Origin of the sequence: Mesobacillus persicus (assembly GCF_900109925.1) — a bacterium.
Lineage (GTDB): Bacteria > Bacillota > Bacilli > Bacillales > Cytobacillaceae > Mesobacillus_B > Mesobacillus_B persicus.
Map to the genome: position 1 here is coordinate 1 of NZ_FOBW01000007.1, position 20,130 is coordinate 20,130.

Here is a 20,130-nt window from a genome sequence, read left to right on the forward strand (position 1 = left end):
TGGTGGCGATAGCGAGAAGGTCACACCCGTTCCCATGCCGAACACGGAAGTTAAGCTTCTCAGCGCCGATGGTAGTTGGGGGTTTCCCCCTGTGAGAGTAGGACGTTGCCAGGCACTTTAAAACAACCAAAGGTTTTGGTTGTTTTTTTAATTTATGTCCGATAGGACAATTTCTATTAGTAAACGTAATAGAGCGCAGAAACCTGAGGGGTGTCAGGACCAAGGAGGTCGAGGAAGTGAAGGATTGAAGCCCGGAACGTACGATGTACGTGAGGACTGGAGAGCCTGAAGCTGACGAAGAGATCCGCCGGTCATGGCAGCCCGAAGCCGAACACGGAAGTTAAGCTTCGACGCCGATGGTAGTTGGGGGTTTCCCCCTGTGAGAGTAGGACGTTGCCAGGCAAAACGAAAGTACAGCTGATTAATAGCTGTACTTTTTTTGTGTTTTTAGTAGAAATGTCTCAACTTTATGCCCCCTAAGGGCAATAAACAAACGATTACCAACACTGAAAGTCCAATATATTCCCACTACAGGGAATATAAAAGCCTAGGAAAGCCATCTGGCCTAAGATATTCCAAGTTAAAGTGTTTTTATTCCTGGTAAGGGGCCATATATTCCTACTACTAGGAATATACAAACAACTTAGCCTTAATTTTATCCTCTAATCGCACTTACACACACCACACCAGCTTTTGATAAGAAGTTTAATCCTCCCCAAAAAGGAAAAGACTAATAATAGTCATGTTGTCCTAATAATCTTTACAAACCAGTCTTTTTTTGTAAAGATTAATGAGGTTTATGGCTAAAAGTTAGGGAGGAAAGTAAATGCTTGAAAATGGGTTAGTGATGGTTGTAATCATTCTAGTTATAAACATTGTATATGTTTCTTTTTTTACGATTAGAATGATTCTCACATTAAAAGGACAACGCTATATGGCCGCTGCTATTAGTACCGTCGAAGTGGTCATCTATGTGGTTGGACTTGGTTTGGTGCTAGATAACTTGGATCAGATACAAAACTTAATTGCCTATGCCTTGGGCTATGGGATTGGTGTAATTGTCGGGATGAAGATTGAGGATAAACTCGCACTTGGTTATATAACTGTTAATGTGATTACCAAGGAATATGATAAAGATTTACCAAAATTGCTCCGAGAGAAGGGCTACGGTGTAACTAACTGGGCAGCTCATGGCCTTGAAGGGGATCGGATGGCAATGCAAATCCTTACTCCACGCAAGTTTGAGCTTAAACTCTACAATGAAATAAAAGAGCAGGACCCAAAAGCGTTTATTATTGTCTACGAGCCAAAATCGATTCATGGTGGCTTCTGGGTTAAGAGTGTAAAGAGAGGTAGATTATTTAAAAATGAGCAAAAATAACCGAAAGAAAACATTTGAAGTACAAGATAATGAAACGATAAGTGATTGCCTTGAACGGATCAGCAAGGAAGGGTATACACCGACTCGCCGCATAGAAAAACCAATATTCAAAGAAGTGGAGAAAAACGGTGAAATAGACTATGAACCAGCAGGTAGGCAAATAGTCTTTGAAGCAAAGCCAATAGAGCCATAATACGCAAAGTAAAATACGAACATTATTACTGTACATATATTAATTGTTCGATTATTGATTGACAAAAACCAAAACTAGTTGTTAATATGTAGTTGGCATTAATAAAATTTAATTTTTTCCTTCGTATAATAATGGGGATATGGCCCATGAGTTTCTACCCGACGACCGTAAATTGTTGGACTATGAGGGAAAGTAGTTCCTTAATGGAAGGGAAAAGAACATATCCTAGCCTTGCTATCGGTATGCTTCTTTGTCACTTGAGACCCGGACAGACTGCTTTCTCTTCAAGCTTAGAGAAGTTTTCTGTCTGGGTTTTTATTTTTTTGATGTGTAACAGTTGATTGGAGAGAAGCGACGAGGAGGCTCCCGGACTGCCCGCCGAAAGCGAAGTGCCTGGAGCGCAAATCAACAGCTACGTTTATAAACACAGCAAATACATAATAAAGAACAGGGGATGGGACCATGAAGCCTGCGGTTGGAGTAATTATGGGGAGTAAATCCGATTGGGAGACAATGAAACAGTCCTGTGAAGTTCTTGAAAAGCTAGAGATTCCTTATATAAAAAAAGTGGTATCAGCTCATCGGACACCTGACTTAATGTTTGAGTTCGCCGAAAAAGCGAGAGATGAGGGGTTAAAAGTGATTATCGCTGGTGCTGGAGGTGCTGCCCACCTGCCTGGAATGGTGGCAGCCAAAACGACATTACCTGTTATCGGCGTTCCAGTAAAATCGAAGGCCTTAAACGGCTTGGATTCGTTATTATCCATTGTCCAAATGCCTGGTGGTGTTCCAGTTGCGACGGTTGCCATTGGAGAGGCAGGGGCGAAAAATGCAGGGCTTTTAGCAGCGCAAATATTATCTACCTCTGATAGTAAGATTGCTGATAAATTGGAAATGTTAAGAGAAGAGACGAAGCTGACTGTGATGGAGAGCAGTGATGAACTTGAATAATAGAGTGATTCTACCAGGAGAGACGATAGGCATCGTTGGTGGCGGCCAGCTCGGCAAGATGATGACGATAGCAGCAAAATCTATGGGATTTAGAGTTGTCGTGCTAGATCCAACTGATGATTGTCCTTGTGGTCAGGTTGCCGATGAACAGATCATCGGTGAATATGGTGACCTACAAGCGATTAAACAGCTTGCGGAGAAAAGCGTTGTAATCACCTATGAGTTTGAAAATATTCAAGCCGAAGCCCTAGAGTGGTTAACAAACCATGCCCATGTCCCACAAGGAACTGAGTTATTGAAAATAACACAAGACAGAATTCAAGAAAAAGCAGCGATTCAGTCAGCGGGCGTTGATGTTGCTCCCTATACCGTTATTGAGCATATTGACCACCTCGATTTGAGCATTACAGCTACGGGTCTCCCGGCTGTTCTAAAAACGGCAAGAGGTGGTTACGACGGAAAAGGTCAGCTGGTCATTCGCAATCTAGATGACATCCAAAAAGCTCAATCATTGATAGACCAGGGCCCATGTGTTCTAGAAAAATGGATCCATTTTGATAAAGAAATCTCTGTTATCATCACCCGGAACCCAGATGGAGAGATAAAGGTGTTTCCTGTTGCAGAAAACCTTCATCAAAACAATATCCTACATCAAACGATTGTTCCAGCTGGGATTAGCAAGTCGGTGGAAGAACAGGCTGTGCAAAAAGCAAAAAAAATCTCCATGGCCTTGAATCTAGTCGGGACATTGGCCGTTGAGATGTTTGTAACTCCTGATGAAGAAATCTATATTAACGAACTGGCGCCTAGGCCACATAATTCGGGTCACTATTCGATTGAGGCTTGTGAAACTTCTCAATTTGAACAGCATATTCGCTCCATTGCGAATTGGCCGCTAGCAAAAACAGATTTGTTAAAACCAGTGGTCATGGTAAATATTCTAGGACAGCATCAGGAACGTCTTTTAGAAAGACTTCCAAAGCTACAAGATTGGAAAGTACACTTATATGGAAAAAAAGAGGCAAAACTGAACCGGAAGATGGGGCATGTGACATTACTTCGTGACACCGTTGAAAGTGCAATAAAGGAAGCAGATGAAAGTGGGATTTGGGAACTGGCCGTCGAGGCTGGTACAATAAATTAGTAAAGATAGTTGAGAAGAACGGGGGACAATAAACTTATGATCGATCGATATACAAGACCAGAAATGGGAGCGATATGGACAGAAGAAAATCGGTTCAAGGCATGGTTGGAAGTGGAAATTTTAGCATGTGAAGCATGGGCAGAACTAGGAGACATCCCAAAGGAAGACGTTCGCAAACTAAGAGAGAATGCAAGCTTTGATATCAACCGAATTAAGGAAATTGAAGAAGAAACTAGACATGATGTTGTGGCTTTCACTAGGGCAGTATCCGAAACACTTGGCGACGAGCGTAAATGGGTTCATTACGGTTTAACTTCTACGGATGTTGTTGACACGGCGCTTTCCTATTTATTGAAGCAGGCGAATGGGATTTTACTTAAAGACCTTGAGAACTTTGTTGAGATTTTAAAAAATAAAGCACAGGAACATAAACACACGGTAATGATGGGGAGAACACATGGAGTTCATGCTGAACCAACCACATTTGGCTTAAAGCTTGCCCTGTGGTATGAAGAAATGAAGCGGAACCTCGAACGGTTCAAGCAAGCGGCCGAGGGTGTGGAATTCGGGAAAATTTCTGGGGCAGTTGGAACATATGCGAATATCAACCCGTTTGTTGAGCAATATGTGTGTGAAAAGCTTGGGCTTCAAGCAGCACCGATTTCAACGCAAACCCTTCAACGTGATCGCCATGCTCACTATATGTCCACTCTTGCGTTAGTGGCGACTTCTATTGAAAAGTTTGCTGTGGAGGTACGCGGACTTCAAAAGAGTGAAACAAGAGAAGTCGAAGAATTTTTCGCAAAGGGTCAAAAAGGATCATCTGCGATGCCGCATAAACGGAATCCAATTGGATCTGAAAACATGACAGGGTTGGCTCGCGTGATTCGTGGCTATATGATGACAGCCTACGAAAACGTTCCACTTTGGCATGAACGCGATATTTCGCATTCTTCTGCTGAACGAATCATCCTGCCAGATGCGACCATCGCACTTAACTATATGTTGAATCGATTTGGCAATCTCATTAAAAACCTGACAGTCTATCCAGAGAATATGAAACGGAATATGGACCGGACACTTGGACTCATCTATTCCCAACGTGTTTTACTGGCTTTGATTGACAAAGGAATGGCTCGTGAAGAGGCCTATGATACTGTTCAACCAAGAGCAATGGAGGCTTGGGAAAAGCAAGTAGCATTCCGTAGCTTAGTCGAAAGTGATGAGAAAATCACAGCCCTTCTAAACGCTGAAGAAATTGAAGATTGCTTTGATTATAATTATCACCTTAAATATGTAGATACGATTTTCGAACGACTTGGACTATAAATAAAGGCTCTTTTCGTAAAATTGTTGTTAAATTCCTAAAGCCGAATTTAACGCAAGATAAGCTTTTTTGTACGATATAGTATGTTTGCAAGCTCTTTTCTCAAAGAAATAATAGCTAGTTTGGCATCTAACAAAGTTTCATTCATTCTATTCTATTTCAGAAGCAACAAAGTTTGAGAAAAGAGCCTAAATAAAAAAGGCAAGGTTTCTTGCCTTTTTGTAAAAACTCAAGACTGAATATTCCTAATCTTCTAGTTGGGGGAGCGGTAAAAGTGGAGAAAAAAGAGCTGTTATATGAGGGCAAAGCAAAAAGGGTCTATCGTACCAATGATGAAAACATCGTCTGGATTGAATACAAAGATTCAGCAACAGCCTTCAATGGAGAGAAGAAGGCAGAAATAGCTGGTAAAGGTCGATTGAATAACGAGATTACTAGCTTATTATTTTCAAAGCTTAAGGAAAATGATATCGAATCTCATTTTCTTAAAAAAGTATCTGAAACAGAACAGCTTGTGAAACGAGTGAACATTATCCCGCTTGAAGTCATTGTCCGAAACTTTGCAGCTGGCAGTTTTTCCAAACGACTTGGTGTCGAAGAAGGAAAGAAGCTTAACTACCCTCTAGTGGAGTTTTGCCTTAAAAATGATGACCTTGGGGATCCGTTGGTGACTGATGATCAGATTGATGTGCTCGAGATTGCCACGAAAGATGATGTATCTTCTTTAAAAGACAGAGCTAAAGAAGTTAATCAAGTATTAACAGGCTTTTTTCAGGAGATCGGCGTTCGCCTCATAGATTTTAAACTAGAATTCGGCAAAGATTTGGAAGGGAATATTTTATTAGCAGATGAGGTTTCCCCTGATACATGCCGCCTTTGGGATATTGAAACAAACGAAAAGCTAGATAAAGACGTGTTCCGCCGTGATTTAGGAGATTTGAACAATGCTTATGAAACCATTTTAGGACGACTGGGAGGTCCAACACATGTATAAAGTGAAGGTTTATGTAACATTGAGAGAGAGCGTGCTTGATCCACAGGGAACGGCTGTTAAAAAGTCACTACAGTCAATGAGCTACGATGCAGTAGCAGACGTTCGAATCGGAAAATACATGGAATTGACGATCGACAAGACCGATCGTGATGTCGAAGAAGTGGTTAAGGAAATGTGTGAGCGCCTGCTTTCAAATCCAGTCATTGAGGACTATCGTTACGAGATTGAGGAGAGTGTTGTCCTGTGAGGTTCGCAGTCATTGTCTTTCCTGGTTCCAATTGCGACGTTGATATGTATCATGCGGCAAAGGATGAGCTCGGGGAAGAAGCAGAATATGTCTGGCATGATGAGACCAGTCTAGATGGATTTGATGCCGTCCTTCTGCCTGGAGGATTCTCGTTTGGCGATTATTTACGTACTGGGGCGATTGCTCGGTTTAGTCCTATTATGAATGAGATCGTTAAGGCGGCGGAAGCGGGGAAACCCGTACTAGGTGTTTGTAACGGATTTCAAGTTTTACTAGAAGCAGGTTTGTTACCAGGAGCAATGCGACGGAATGAAAGCTTAAAGTTCATTTGTCGTCCTGTTAACTTAACCGTTAAAAATAATGAAACGATTTTTACCTCTTTATATAAACAAGACGAAGTCATTCAAATCCCGATTGCTCATGGTGAGGGAAATTATTATTGCGATGATGAAACACTCGCTGTTTTAAAAGATAACAAACAGATTGTGTTTACCTATGAAGGCACCAATCCGAATGGAAGCATTGAAAATATTGCAGGAATCATCAATAAGCAGGGAAATGTTCTTGGAATGATGCCGCACCCAGAACGGGCAGTTGACCCATTACTTGGTGGCGCCGATGGATTAAAGCTTTTTAAGTCAATCGTTAAACAATGGAGGGAATCACATGCTGTTAAAGCTTGAGCCAAGTCCAGAACAAATTAAGTCAGGAAAAGTATATCAGGAGATGGGCATCTCTGACGAAGAGTTCAAGCGCATTGAAGAGATCCTTGGGCGCCTTCCAAATTATACAGAAACCGGTTTGTTTTCTGTTATGTGGTCGGAGCATTGCAGCTATAAAAACTCGAAGCCGGTTCTGAAAAAATTCCCGGTAACAGGCGAGCGTGTGTTACAAGGTCCTGGTGAAGGAGCTGGCATTGTTGATATCGGCGATAGCCAAGCGGTTGTTTTTAAAATTGAAAGCCATAACCATCCATCAGCGATTGAGCCTTATCAAGGAGCAGCAACTGGTGTAGGCGGAATCATTCGTGATGTGTTTTCGATGGGAGCTAGACCGATTGCCTTATTAAATTCCTTAAGGTTTGGTGAACTTAAATCTGCACGTGGGAAATATCTGTTTGAAGAGGTTGTTGCAGGAATTGCTGGTTACGGCAACTGCATCGGGATCCCAACCGTTGGTGGCGAAATTCAATTTGACCCTTGCTACGAAGGAAATCCACTTGTTAATGCCATGTGTGTTGGTGTCATTGACCATAAAGATATTAAAAAAGGGCAGGCTCACGGTGTAGGCAATACTGTCATGTATGTTGGTGCCAAAACTGGCCGCGATGGTATCCATGGTGCGACCTTTGCTTCTGAGGAATTGAATGAACAATCTGAAGAAAAGCGTCCTGCGGTTCAAGTGGGCGATCCTTTTATGGAGAAGCTTTTACTTGAGGCATGTCTTGAAGTGGTTCAGTCTGATGCTCTTGTTGGCATTCAAGATATGGGTGCTGCTGGACTTACGAGCTCGTCAGCGGAAATGGCTAGTAAGGCCGGTTCAGGGATTGAGATGAACCTTGACCTCGTTCCCCAACGTGAAACAGGAATGAACGCCTATGAAATGATGCTCTCTGAGTCACAGGAACGCATGCTTCTAGTTGTTCAAAAGGGAAGAGAACAGGAAATTGCTAGTTTGTTTGAAAAGTATGGTCTTGAAGCGGTGTCAATTGGTCATGTGACCGATGACAAAATGCTTCGATTGGTTCATCAAGGCGAAGTCGTTGCCGAGGTACCGGCTGATGCGCTTGCTGAGGATGCACCAGTTTACTATAAACCTTCGAAAATTCCAGAATATTATCATGCATTCCAAGCAATGGAGAATGAGATTCCTGCAGTGGAGGATATGGAACAAACACTTATCAATCTATTAAAACAACCAACCATCGCTAGCAAGGAATGGGTGTATGACCAATATGATTATATGGTTCGTACTAATACTATCGTGGCACCAGGTTCAGACGCCGCTTTGGTGCGGATTCGTGGCACGGAAAAAGCATTGGCGATGACAACGGATTGCAATTCTAGATATATATACTTGGATCCTGAAACAGGCGGGAAGATTGCGGTTGCCGAGGCAGCGCGAAATATCGTTTGCTCTGGTGCCGAGCCATTAGCGATTACCGATTGCTTGAACTTTGGGAATCCAGAAAAGCCAGAGATTTTCTGGCAACTTGAAAAAGCGGCTGATGGAATGAGCGCTGCGTGCAGGATGTTTAATGCACCGGTCATTAGCGGAAACGTCTCTTTATACAATGAGACCAATGGAACAGCTGTTTATCCGACACCAGTCATTGGTATGGTTGGCCTTGTTCGTGATCTCAAACATGCGACGACACAAGAATTCAAACAGGATGGAGATTTGATCTATCTTTTAGGGGAAACAAAAGCTGAGTTCGGCGGAAGTGAGCTACAAAAGCTGATTCACGGAGAAATCTTTGGAAAAGCGCCTAGTTTGAATCTAGAAGTGGAGAAAGAGTACCAGAATCAAATTCTAACTGCGATCCGTGCAGGTGTTGTTGCATCAGCCCACGATGTTTCTGAAGGTGGCGTGGCGGTAGCTTTGGCAGAATCATTGATGGGAGCGAATGGGTTAGGAGCTGAAGTTGCGCTAGAAGGCGAGGCAGCGGTTACGGCTCTATTTAGTGAATCGCAATCAAGATTTATTTTATCGGTAAAAGCAGAGCATCAAGCAGAGTTCGAACGATTAACAGACGCTGCATTAATTGGTAAAGTCACGGATACCTCTAAGTTGACGATTATGGTTGCTGGAACAGAGGAAATTAAACTAGAGGTAAACCAAATGAAAGAGGCTTGGAAAGGAGCCATTCCATGCTTGCTGAACTAAAAGGGTTAAACGAAGAGTGCGGGTTGTTTGGGGTTTGGGGACATGAAAATGCGGCACAAATTACTTATTATGGATTGCATAGTCTTCAGCACCGTGGCCAAGAAGGAACAGGCATTGTTGTAACCGATGGAGAAAAGCTAAAGGTTGCTAAAGGGGAAGGTCTGGTTACAGAAATTTTTAATGCAAAAGTGATTGAAGAACTACCGGGAACAAGTGCCGTTGGACACGTTCGCTATGCCACAGCTGGAGGTGGTGGGTACGAAAATGTTCAACCGCTCTTGTTCCGTTCACAAAGCAAGGGACTCGCGCTTGCCCATAATGGCAATCTGGTCAATGCAATCCCCCTAAAACATCAGTTAGAAGCACAAGGAAGTATCTTTCAAACTAGTTCAGATACCGAGGTATTAGCTCACTTAATTAAAAGGAGCGGATTTCCTCAATTAAAGGATCAGGTAAAAAACGCGTTAACTATGTTAAAGGGTGCTTATGCATTTTTAATCATGACCGAAACAGAAATGATGGTTGCCTTAGACCCCAATGGGTTAAGACCCCTGTCACTTGGAATGCTTGGTGATGCTTACGTGGTTGCTTCAGAAACTTGTGCTTTTGATATTGTTGGAGCAGAGTTCATCCGTGATGTTTTACCAGGAGAGCTATTGATTATCAACAATGAAGGAATTCAGTCTGAAATGTTCACCATAAGCTCGAATGTAACCATGTGTGCAATGGAATATGTTTATTTTTCTAGACCTGATAGTAATATCAATGGCATCAATGTTCATACGGCACGTAAAAATCTTGGCAAACAGCTTGCGCTAGAAGCTCCAATCGAGGCTGATGTTGTTACTGGGGTACCGGATTCGAGTATTTCCGCCGCGATTGGTTATGCGGAAGAGTCTGGGATTCCATATGAGTTGGGCTTGATTAAAAACCGTTATGTTGGGCGGACCTTCATTCAGCCTTCTCAGTCTTTAAGGGAGCAAGGGGTAAAGATGAAACTCTCTCCTGTTCGTGGGGTGGTTGAAGGAAAACGAGTCATTATGGTGGATGATTCTATTGTCCGTGGAACGACAAGTCGCAGAATCGTTGCGATGCTAAAAGAAGCGGGTGCAACAGAAGTCCATGTCGTGATTAGCTCACCAGCGATTAAAAATCCATGTTTTTACGGAATTGATACCTCATCTCGTGAGGAGCTTATTGCCGCAGATAAAACAGTGGAGGAAATCAGAGAAATTATTGGTGCGGATTCGTTAACTTTTCTAACTGTGGAAGGGTTAATGACTGCCATTGGTAGCAAGGTAGAAGGCGAAACGCAAGGGCATTGTCTTGCTTGTTTTACAGGAAAGTATCCTACTGAAATTTATCCGCAGGAACAGGTTTCGGCTAAGTGTTAGGGCGACGTAGCGGATTATAAATACGGAGGTATCGAGATGGCAAATGCCTATAAGCAGGCTGGAGTAGATATTGAAGCAGGATATGAGTCGGTTGAACGAATGAAAAAGCATGTTCAACGTACGGTTAGGCCGGGAGTAATCGGTGGCCTTGGTGGATTTGGTGGCATGTTTGATCTTTCTACCTTGGGACTAAAGGAACCAGTGCTGATTTCGGGGACCGATGGGGTTGGCACGAAGCTGATCCTTAGTATGATGATGAATCAGCATGAAACCATTGGGATTGATGCCGTCGCCATGTGTGTGAATGATATTGTTGTCCAAGGAGCAGAACCGCTTTACTTTCTTGATTATATCGCCTGTGGAAAGGCAGAGCCTGAACGAATCGAGGCGATTGTCAAAGGGATTGCAGATGGGTGCGAGCAAGCAGGCTGTGCACTAGTTGGTGGTGAGACCGCTGAGATGCCTGGAATGTACGACGAGAATGAATATGACCTAGCTGGTTTTGCGGTAGGAGCTTGTGAAAAGTCAGCGCTTGTAACTGGCGAGGAGATTCAGCCAGGGGATGTATTAGTGGGGCTTGCCTCTAGTGGGATTCATAGCAACGGATACTCACTTGTGAGAAAAGTATTTTTAGAGGATGCTGGATTCAAACTAGACCAAAATGTCGAGGGTTTAGAAGGCACATTAGGCGAAGAATTACTGAAACCGACAAAGATTTATGTGAAGCCAATCTTATCTGCCTTGAAAACGTTCAACCTTAAAGGAATGGCCCATATTACTGGCGGTGGCTTTATTGAGAATATTCCAAGAATGCTTCCAAACGACTTGGGTGCTATGATAGAAGAAGGCAGCTGGGACATTCCTTCTGTGTTTCGTTTGCTAGAAGAACACGGAAAACTAGATCGCCATGAAATGTACAATATCTTTAATATGGGGATTGGAATGGTTGTGGCTGTCCCAGCTGAAGATGCATTAGAGGTTGTTTCTCACTTCCAAACCTGTGGAGAAAAAGCCTTTGTTATTGGCACCGTCACCAAGGAATCTGGAGTAAAGGTCTATTAGAACGGAGGAAAAGGCATGAAAAAGATGGCTATTTTTGCTTCGGGAAACGGCAGTAATTTTCAGGTATTGATTGACGCAATACGAAAAGGCGATCTCCAAGCAGAGGTTAGTCTGCTTGTTTGTGATCGACCTGGGGCATATGTGATTGAACGGGCTGTGCAGGAAGGTGTTTCTCAGTTTGTCTTTCAACCGAAAAGTTATCAGGATAAGGCAGATTATGAAACTGAAATTCTTGGTTTTCTTAAAGGCCTAGAGGTTGACCTAATCGTTCTTGCCGGGTACATGCGCCTAATCGGTCCAACCCTTTTACAAGCCTATGAAGGTAAAATTATCAATATCCATCCATCACTGCTTCCGGCGTTTCCTGGGAAAGATGCGATTGGTCAGGCATTAGCGGCCGGAGTCAGCCAAACAGGAGCCACAGTTCATTATGTGGATGCGGGGATGGATACAGGCGAGATTATCGCCCAGCAAAGTGTGGAGGTTCTTCCTGGTGAATCAAGGGAGACGCTTCAGGATAAAATTCAGCAGGTTGAACATGAATTATACCCAACGGTTGTAAAAATGCTTTTGAACGGAATGAAGGAGGCAACACCATTATGACAAAGAAACGCGCATTAATTTCAGTATCGGATAAAAATGGAATTGTTGACTTTGCTCGTGAGCTAGTCGAGCTTGGTTTTGAAATCGTCTCTACTGGGGGGACAAAAAAAGCTCTTGCCGAAGCTGAAGTCCCGGTTATCGGCATTAGTGAAGTGACGAACTTCCCTGAAATTTTAGAAGGACGTGTGAAAACTCTTCATCCAAATATCCATGGTGGTTTATTAGCTAAAGTAGGTGAAGAAGGACATCGCCAGCAACTAGAGGAGCATGGAATTACACCCATTGAGCTTGTCTGTGTAAACTTGTACCCTTTTCAGCAAACCATCTCAAAGGAAGATGTCTCTGTTGAAGATGCAATTGAAAACATTGATATTGGTGGCCCTGCGATGCTTAGGGCATCCGCAAAGAACCATGAATACATAACAGTCGTTGTTGATCCTGTGGACTACAGGACTGTACTTGAGGAATACAAACAAAATGGACGGACAGAGGCTACGACCCGCCGTAAATTGGCCGCGAAGGTGTTCCGCCATACGGCCGCATATGATAGTTTAATAGCTGAATATATGACCAATCTGGCTGGTGAAGAAAATCCAGAGAAACTTACCGTTACATATGAATTAAAGCAAAGTCTTCGATACGGAGAGAACCCTCATCAAAAGGCATCGTTTTATCGGAAGCCACTTGGCTCGAGTTTCTCGATTGCAAATGCCCAGCAGCTTCATGGAAAAGAGCTTTCGTATAATAATATCAACGATGCAGATGCTGCCCTGCAAATTGTAAAAGAGTTCTCGGAACCAGCAGCTGTCGCGATAAAGCATATGAACCCATGTGGTGTAGGTACCGGCAACACTGTATATGATGCTTTTTTAAAGGCATTTGAAGCAGATCCTGTCTCCATCTTTGGTGGGATTATTGCGTTAAACCGTGAAGTAGATGGCGAAACCGCTGGGAAATTATATGAACTCTTTTTAGAAATCATTATTGCTCCATCCTTTAGTGAGGAAGCATTGGAAATTTTAACAGGCAAAAAGAATCTACGTTTACTAACGGTACCTTTCAATCATGAGGATAAAAAGGAAATGAAATTAACCACTATTGAAGGTGGATTGCTCGCTCAAGACTTTGATACTTATGGATTGGAGCAAGCGACTGTATCTGTCGCAACGAAAAGAGAACCAACAGAAGAAGAATGGGATGCACTTAAGCTTGGTTGGAAAATTGTTAAACATGTGAAGTCCAATGCGATTGTGGTAGCAGGCAAAGATGCGACGATCGGTATCGGTGCGGGACAAATGAACCGAGTCGGTGCAGCTAAGATTGCTTTAGAACAAGCTGGTAAAAAAGCCGAGGGTGCTGCATTAGCTTCCGATGCGTTCTTCCCAATGGATGATACCGTCGAAGCAGCAGCAAAGGCTGGGATTACGGCGATTATTCAACCGGGTGGATCCGTTCGTGACAAAGATTCAATTAAAAAAGCAGATGAATATGGAATTGCGATGGTGTTTACAGGGGTTAGACATTTTAAACACTAAATCAGCTGTTTAATGACTTTCGGGGGTGAAGGAATGAAGGTTCTTGTGGTTGGCAGAGGAGGCCGTGAGCATGCCATTTGTCACAAACTAAGCGAAAGTGTGAAAGTTGACTCCGTTTACGTGGCACCAGGAAACCCTGGAATGGAAGATTGCGCCGTTTGCGTTGATATATTAGAGAACAATCACGATGCAATGGTCGATTTTGCTAAAAGAGAAGAGATTCAACTTGTGATTATTGGGCCAGAGGTTCCACTTCTCGAAGGGTTAGCCGATCGGTTTATAGAGGAAGGGATTAAGGTATTTGGTCCAACGAAAGTCGCTGCGGAAATTGAGGGAAGCAAATCTTTCGCTAAGTATTTAATGGAAAAGTATGAAATTCCAACGGCTGAGTTTGAAGTTTTCACCGACTTTTTGAAGGCGAAGGCATATGTTGAACGAAAAGGGGCACCAATTGTCATTAAGGCTGATGGTCTAGCTGCGGGGAAGGGTGTTGTCGTAGCAATGACAATCGAAGAATCCATTGAGGCACTTGAGGCTATGCTTGTTGGTGCGAGATTTGGTGAAGCCTCTGCCAGAGTCGTCATCGAGGAGTTTTTGGCAGGTGAAGAGTATTCGTTAATGGCCTTTGTCAACGGGGAAAAAGTGATTCCTCTCGAAATCGCTCAGGATCACAAACGTGCTTTTGACGGAGATCAAGGGCCGAACACCGGGGGAATGGGTGCTTATTCGCCGGTTCCGTTTATTGATCATGCGATGATTGCTGAAGCAGTTGAAACCATTGTGAAACCAGCGGCAAAGGCACTTGTTGAGGAAGGACGTCATTTTACCGGAGTCCTTTACGCAGGGTTAATCCAGACGAATAATGGCCCAAAGGTAATTGAGTTTAACGCTCGTTTTGGTGACCCAGAGACCCAGGTAGTTCTCCCAAGATTGAAGTCAGATCTTGTAGATGTCATTTTAGCCTTGTTAGATGGGAAAGCGCATGAGCTCCAATGGGATGAGGAAGCGGTCCTTGGAGTTGTAGTTGCTGCGAACGGTTATCCTGAAGCTTATGAAAAAGGGGTTCCACTTAACGGGATTGAAGCCCTATCAGAGGATTTATTCGTGTATCACGCAGGATCAGCGAAAAACTCTAACGGTCAGTTTGTAACCAATGGCGGTCGGGTTCTGCTCGTCGCAGCAAAAGCAGCATCGCTTGAGAGTGCTCAAGAAGGAGTTTATCAAGGGTTAGGGAAAGTGCAATTAGCCGGAACGTTTTACCGTAAAGACATAGGTGGACGTGCGATTAAGAAGGTACTTTCTTAATAAAAGGAAGTTTTCTATAAAGCGGTCTCTATTTACCCGAACTGAGGTAGGAGAGGTTCAAACGGTAAAAGAGAGCGTGTCTCAATGCCCGAACTGAGGTAGGAGAGGTACAAACGGTAAAAGAGAGGTCCTCAATATTCATGATAGTGTGTTGAATTAGGGTCAATATAGTTATGGAAACCAAGCTATATATTTAAACCAAAAAAGTGCCCAAACCAGGGCACTTTTTTTCATGATAGTAAAACTTAAGTTGGATTATGTGGAATCATCTGGTCTTCAGCGAATCCCTCATTATTTTTATGGTCATTGCTATCATTATTGAAATTATCCATAATCTCTTGTCTTTCCTCATATAATGCTGTTAATGGGCAGAATCGGACAATCCCCTCTGCAACCTTCATCGCGCTTAAGAAGGCGACGAGCATATAAGAAGAGCGGTTCCATGGTCTTTTAACCAGCTTTGCTGTTGACCAGCTTAGAAAGGTTAAACCACAAGTAATTCTAATTAATGCATTCAGTATCCCGATGTTTTGCTTTACTTTCATTATTACATCTCCTTAAACTTTTTTTCACACATTTCTTTAATGCGTTAAAACGTAAAATATGGTACGATAAGACTCAGGAATGTAAGGGCTTTCTTTTGCAGAAATTCCTGTTAAAGGAAATTGCTGATTTTGTTATCCGTTGAATGAGCTGAATCAATAAGCTTATTAACAGAGCCTTTCTTAAAAAGAAAAGCAAATCAGTTAGATATATGTCTACTCTAGGCTTACTAAATATATAGATTGAGAGGGTAAACCGTATGGAACAGCGATACAGATGGAAGAATAAACAATTACGGGACCATGCAGCTGTCTTGGACGGCACCCTTTCACCGACAATGTTATTGAAAAATGCGACCTATCTAAACCAAACTTTTCGTAAGTGGATGACAGCAAATATTTGGATTTATAAAGATCGTATTGTATACGTCGGTGAGAAGTTGCCTGTCCGTACAGATAAGTGTGAAACGGTTGATTGTAGTGAAGGTGGCTATATTGTCCCAGGATATATAGAGCCACATGCTCATCCATTTAAGTTATATAATCCCCAAACTTTAGCAACCTATGCATCCCAATGTGGAACAACAACGATGATTAACGATAACATGGTGCTTGCACAACAGTTAGGAAAAAGGCAGGCGTTTTCCTTTATTCGTGAAATGCAGAAGCATCCTGTCACAATGTATTGGTGGTGTCGTTATGATAGCCAGTCAGAAACACATGACGAAGAAATCGTTTTTTCCAATGGAAACATTAAATCCTGGCTTGAGCAGGAATTTGTTGTTCAAGGTGGAGAGTTGACTGGTTGGCCTAAGCTGGTTGACGGTGACGATATGATGCTTCACTGGATGCAAGAAACGAAAAGGTTAAATAAAAAAATTGAGGGCCATTTTCCTGGCGCTTCCGAAAAAACGCTTGCGAAGATGATGCTTTTTGGTACAGATTGTGATCATGAAGCAATGACCGGAGAAGAAGTCAAACGGCGCCTGATGCAGGGATATATGGTTTCGCTAAGGCATTCTTCAATCCGTCCGGATTTGCCAAAATTACTAGATGAAATCCATGAATTAGACATCGCTGCGTATGACAGAATGATGCTCAATACAGATGGGTCTTCATGTACTTGCTACGAGCAAGGCGTGACTGATAATTTAATTAAAATTGCCATTGAACATGGGGTACCTGTTATCGACGCCTATAATATGGCAACGATTAATATTGCACGTTATTATAACTTTGAACATCTTCATGGGAATATTGCAACCGGTAGAATTGCGAATTTAAACTTTTTAAGCGAAAAGGACGAACCGACCCCTGTTGCGGTTTTAGCGAAAGGGCAGTGGGTTAAGCGAGACGGCCAAAAAATTGATGCTTTCCCTGAAGTAGATTGGAACCAATTTGGACTAGAACCTTTGGAAGTAAACTGGTCACTTGATACGGATGATATGCAGTTTTCCATGCCATTTGGAATCAAAATGGAGAACTCTGTTATAACAAAACCGTATTCAATCGGGCTCGATGTCTCTACGGATGATCTTTCAACGAACCATGATGAATGTTTTTTTATGCTTATTGACCGCAATGGGAAATGGCGAATTAACACATTGTTAAAAGGGTTCGCAAAGCAGCTTGATGGATTGGCTAGTACCTTTTCAAGCACAGGAGATATCATCTTAATCGGTAAGAAGAAGACGGACATGATAGCAGCCTTTAACCGGATGAAGGAAATTGGTGGTGGGATTGTTATTTATGAACAAGGCCAATCCGTTTGTGAAGTTCCTTTGAAATTAAAAGGGACCATGTCAGACCAACCAATCGAGGAACTAATTGAGCATGAAAAGAATCTGTACTCTTATTTAAAAGAGAAGGGCTATCCATTCGTTGATCCGATTTATTCATTGATGTTTTTTTCGGCCACGCATCTCCCATATATTCGTGTCACCCAGCATGGGATATACGATGTCATGAAGAAAACGGTACTCTTTCCAACGATAATGCGTTAAAATATAAAAGTATTAGATAAACCAACGTAATGGAATTGTCGAGTAGGGGTGTTTGATGTGTGGAGGAAATGGTTGGCTGTTTCATTAGCCGCACTCATAATCATTTCAGGGTGCAGTCAGGAAAAGGAAGTAGTCGACGAGCAGCCAGAGAAACAAGTCGAAGATATTGTGAAAGAAGATAAAGAAATCCAGTTTCAATACCCACTGACAGGTGTTAAGACGGAGATAGAACCTATGGACCGTGCAGTAGCAGTAGTGGTTAACAATCATCCGCAGGCAAGGCCGCAAACCGGTCTTCATAAAGCGGATATCGTATACGAAGTTCTTGCTGAAGGAAAGGTGACAAGGTTCCTGGCTATTTTTGAAAGTGAAAGACCGGAGAAAGTTGGTCCAGTTCGTAGTGCAAGAGATTATTATATCGATCTTGCTAAAGGTTATGACAGCATATTTATTGCTCATGGATATAGTCCTGAAGCAAAAGAGATGCTTATGAGCGGCGAAATTGATAATCTAAATGGAATTCAGTATGATGGATCGTTATTTAAACGTGTTGACTTTCGTTATGCTCCTCATAACTCGTATATTACCTTTGAGAACATAGTAAAAGGGGCTGAAGATAACCAGTTTTCACTTGAGAAAGCTCCTGAAGGTCTTGCATTTTTAGATGAATCAGAAATAGAGGGTCTTTCAGGGCAGTCTACTGAAAAGGTAGAAATCTCTTATGGGAATTCAACCTTTGACGTTCAGTATGAATATAACAAGGATAAAAATAAATATCATCGAATTTCCGCTGGGGAAACTACTGTCGATTTAGATTCCAACCAGCCCGTGCAACTTGATAATGTGCTCATTGTTGAGATGAACCACGAAATAGTTGATAATGCCGGCCGAAGAGATATTAACCTAGCATCTGGTGGTCAAGGGTATCTGCTGAGAAAAGGGTTGAAAACGGAAGTAGAATGGAAAAATGTAGATGGAAGAATTCTACCCTTCATTGATGGAGCGGAAGCCGAGTTTGTACCTGGAAAAACGTGGATAAATATAGTTCCAAGTTTAGATCGTGTCAGCTTTGGGACCCAATCTTAACCTAGGAACTCCACTTAGTCAGGATTAAAAGAATAAGGAGTATGGTGAATGCAAATTGAAAAACTAAGAGGGAAGGAACTTGATCAGCTTTTTAAAGCTGTTTTATCCCTAAAAGATATGGACGAATGCTACCGTTTTTTTGATGATCTTTGTACTGTAAATGAAATTCAATCACTCGCACAACGCCTTGAAGTTGCACGTATGCTTCGCGAAAAGAATACTTACCACAAAATAGAGACGCAGACGGGTGCAAGCACTGCCACAATTTCTCGTGTGAAACGCTGTCTTAACTATGGAAATGACGCATATGAAATGGCGCTTGAGAGAGTTAAGAACAATGAAGAGAATAAAGAAGACGAAAAGAATACTGAACAAGAGTAACCGGAGGAAAGAGAAGCCCTCCGGTTTTTCTTTGTTTGAGGCTGTGTAAAATACATTGTTGATTTTATATACCGTTGATTGGAGCGGAAGGCACGAAGACTCCTGCGGGAGTGCAAGGCCAAGGGAGACCCCGCAGGAGCGAAGCGACGAGGAGGCTCCCGGACTGCCCGCGGAAAGCGAAGTGCCTGGAGCGCAGATCAACAACCAATGTTAACACAGCCATGTTCAAAAACTAGAATTTTTTTCGAAGGGACTCAGTTCAATAAATCTTTCCTTTGCTTTCCTTTTTGATTGATTCGAACAAATGCTATAATGGTGTAATGGAATTAGAGTGATTGGAGGCAACATTAGGATGTATGATATTCGCCAGTGGCGGCATGTGTTTAAACTAGATCCTAATAAAGATATTTCTGATAGTGATTTAGAGAAGATTTGCGAATCGGGCACCGATGCAGTAATGGTTGGTGGAACAGATGGTGTGACGATCGAGGGAGTTTTAGATTTGATGTCACGGGTCAGGCGCTACACAGTTCCGTGCATTTTAGAAGTATCGGATACAGAAGCAATTACACCAGGATATGACCTTTATTTTATCCCAAGTGTTTTAAATAGTCCTGAATTGAAATGGGTAACCGGACTTCATCACGAAGCCGTAAAGGAATATGGTGACCTAATGGACTGGGATGAAATTTTGGTTGAGGGATATTGCATTTTAAATGGAGAATGCAAAGCAGCACAACTGACGAAGGCTAATACGGCATTATCAAAAGAAGATGTCAGAGCCTATGCGATGATGGCAGAGAAAATGTTCAAACTACCCATTTTTTATATGGAGTACAGTGGAATCTACGGCGACCCAGAGCTCGTCCATGAAGTAAAAAATACTCTTGATAAAACGGTCCTTTTTTATGGTGGGGGAATCCATACATTTGATCAGGCTGCTGAAATGGGAAAAGTAGCTGATGTGATTGTCGTCGGTAACTCCGTTTACGAAAATTTAGAAGAAGCGTTATCAACAGTCAAAGCAGTAAAATAAACTGTCCGAATGTAGCATCATAAATTGATGTTACTATTTTCATGGAGAAATACCTATGCA

19 protein-coding genes, 1 rRNA gene and 1 riboswitch are annotated in these 20,130 nt (G+C 42.4%); of the genes, 19 read left to right on the top strand and 1 reads right to left on the bottom strand.

Translation table 11 applies throughout. The features are described 5' to 3' along the window. From rrf to purD, 15 genes are all read left to right on the top strand, one after another. Positions 1-114, top strand: a 5S ribosomal RNA gene (rrf, locus tag BMX30_RS10845); the annotation flags it as partial. A 712-nt stretch (positions 115-826) separates the two neighbouring features. Beyond that, a complete protein-coding gene (locus BMX30_RS10850) occupies positions 827-1,381 on the top strand; it encodes a DUF2179 domain-containing protein (protein ID WP_090744996.1) in 555 nt (184 codons plus the stop codon). Then, a complete protein-coding gene (locus tag BMX30_RS10855) occupies positions 1,368-1,574 on the top strand; it encodes an NETI motif-containing protein (RefSeq protein WP_090744999.1) in 207 nt (68 codons plus the stop codon). The genes BMX30_RS10850 and BMX30_RS10855 overlap by 14 nt, the downstream gene beginning before the upstream one ends. Positions 1,575-1,675: 101 nt before the next feature. Then, positions 1,676-1,777: riboswitch (purine riboswitch) on the top strand. Between the two features lie 259 nt (positions 1,778-2,036). Beyond that, positions 2,037-2,525: a 5-(carboxyamino)imidazole ribonucleotide mutase gene (purE, locus tag BMX30_RS10860; RefSeq protein WP_090745002.1), complete on the top strand. Its 489-nt coding sequence runs from the start codon at positions 2,037-2,039 to the stop codon at positions 2,523-2,525. Beyond that, positions 2,512-3,669, top strand: a complete 1,158-nt coding sequence (gene purK, locus BMX30_RS10865; RefSeq protein ID WP_170843850.1) for a 5-(carboxyamino)imidazole ribonucleotide synthase — start codon at positions 2,512-2,514, stop codon at positions 3,667-3,669. Before purE ends, purK begins: the two co-directional genes overlap by 14 nt. 36 nt (positions 3,670-3,705) lie before the next feature. After that, positions 3,706-4,998 (top strand): adenylosuccinate lyase, encoded by a 1,293-nt coding sequence (gene purB, locus BMX30_RS10870; RefSeq protein ID WP_090745005.1) that lies wholly within the window; start codon positions 3,706-3,708, stop codon positions 4,996-4,998. 272 nt (positions 4,999-5,270) lie between these two features. Beyond that, a complete protein-coding gene (gene purC / locus BMX30_RS10875) occupies positions 5,271-5,990 on the top strand; it encodes a phosphoribosylaminoimidazolesuccinocarboxamide synthase (RefSeq protein WP_090745008.1) in 720 nt (239 codons plus the stop codon). Further along, the gene (purS, locus tag BMX30_RS10880) at positions 5,983-6,237 is read left to right on the top strand and encodes a phosphoribosylformylglycinamidine synthase subunit PurS (RefSeq protein WP_090745011.1); all 255 of its coding nucleotides are present in this window, start codon (positions 5,983-5,985) and stop codon (positions 6,235-6,237) included. The genes purC and purS overlap by 8 nt, the downstream gene beginning before the upstream one ends. Next, positions 6,234-6,920: a phosphoribosylformylglycinamidine synthase subunit PurQ gene (gene purQ / locus BMX30_RS10885; protein ID WP_090745014.1), complete on the top strand. Its 687-nt coding sequence runs from the start codon at positions 6,234-6,236 to the stop codon at positions 6,918-6,920. Before purS ends, purQ begins: the two co-directional genes overlap by 4 nt. After that, positions 6,904-9,123, top strand: coding sequence for a phosphoribosylformylglycinamidine synthase subunit PurL (gene purL, locus BMX30_RS10890; protein ID WP_090745017.1), 2,220 nt, complete (start codon positions 6,904-6,906; stop codon positions 9,121-9,123). The genes purQ and purL overlap by 17 nt, the downstream gene beginning before the upstream one ends. Further along, positions 9,108-10,517 (top strand): amidophosphoribosyltransferase, encoded by a 1,410-nt coding sequence (gene purF / locus BMX30_RS10895; RefSeq protein ID WP_090745020.1) that lies wholly within the window; start codon positions 9,108-9,110, stop codon positions 10,515-10,517. Before purL ends, purF begins: the two co-directional genes overlap by 16 nt. A 36-nt stretch (positions 10,518-10,553) precedes the next feature. Further along, positions 10,554-11,579 (top strand): phosphoribosylformylglycinamidine cyclo-ligase, encoded by a 1,026-nt coding sequence (gene purM, locus BMX30_RS10900; protein WP_090745023.1) that lies wholly within the window; start codon positions 10,554-10,556, stop codon positions 11,577-11,579. A gap of 15 nt (positions 11,580-11,594) precedes the next feature. Then, complete coding sequence (purN, locus tag BMX30_RS10905; RefSeq protein ID WP_090745026.1) at positions 11,595-12,182, top strand: phosphoribosylglycinamide formyltransferase; 588 nt, start codon at positions 11,595-11,597, stop codon at positions 12,180-12,182. After that, positions 12,179-13,717: a bifunctional phosphoribosylaminoimidazolecarboxamide formyltransferase/IMP cyclohydrolase gene (gene purH, locus BMX30_RS10910; RefSeq protein ID WP_090745029.1), complete on the top strand. Its 1,539-nt coding sequence runs from the start codon at positions 12,179-12,181 to the stop codon at positions 13,715-13,717. Before purN ends, purH begins: the two co-directional genes overlap by 4 nt. 33 nt (positions 13,718-13,750) lie before the next feature. Next, the gene (gene purD, locus BMX30_RS10915; RefSeq protein ID WP_090745609.1) at positions 13,751-15,022 is read left to right on the top strand and encodes a phosphoribosylamine--glycine ligase; all 1,272 of its coding nucleotides are present in this window, start codon (positions 13,751-13,753) and stop codon (positions 15,020-15,022) included. A 245-nt stretch (positions 15,023-15,267) separates the two neighbouring features. Here the strand turns inward: purD and BMX30_RS10920 are convergent, their stop codons facing one another. Beyond that, entirely contained in the window at positions 15,268-15,567 is a 300-nt protein-coding gene (locus tag BMX30_RS10920) for a YgaP family membrane protein (protein WP_090745032.1), read from the bottom strand. A 257-nt stretch (positions 15,568-15,824) separates the two neighbouring features. Here BMX30_RS10920 and BMX30_RS10925 point away from each other — a divergent pair, with 257 nt between their 5' ends. From BMX30_RS10925 to pcrB, 4 genes are all read left to right on the top strand, one after another. Beyond that, a complete protein-coding gene (locus BMX30_RS10925) occupies positions 15,825-17,567 on the top strand; it encodes an adenine deaminase C-terminal domain-containing protein (protein WP_090745035.1) in 1,743 nt (580 codons plus the stop codon). 57 nt (positions 17,568-17,624) lie between these two features. After that, positions 17,625-18,653 carry a DUF3048 domain-containing protein gene (locus BMX30_RS10930; protein WP_090745037.1) on the top strand — a complete coding sequence of 343 codons (1,029 nt, stop codon included), beginning with the start codon at positions 17,625-17,627 and terminating at the stop codon, positions 18,651-18,653. Positions 18,654-18,701: 48 nt separating this feature from the next. Continuing rightward, the gene (locus BMX30_RS10935; RefSeq protein ID WP_090745040.1) at positions 18,702-19,034 is read left to right on the top strand and encodes a YerC/YecD family TrpR-related protein; all 333 of its coding nucleotides are present in this window, start codon (positions 18,702-18,704) and stop codon (positions 19,032-19,034) included. A gap of 352 nt (positions 19,035-19,386) precedes the next feature. After that, the gene (pcrB, locus tag BMX30_RS10940) at positions 19,387-20,070 is read left to right on the top strand and encodes a heptaprenylglyceryl phosphate synthase (RefSeq protein ID WP_090745043.1); all 684 of its coding nucleotides are present in this window, start codon (positions 19,387-19,389) and stop codon (positions 20,068-20,070) included. Positions 20,071-20,130: the final 60 nt, after the last annotated feature.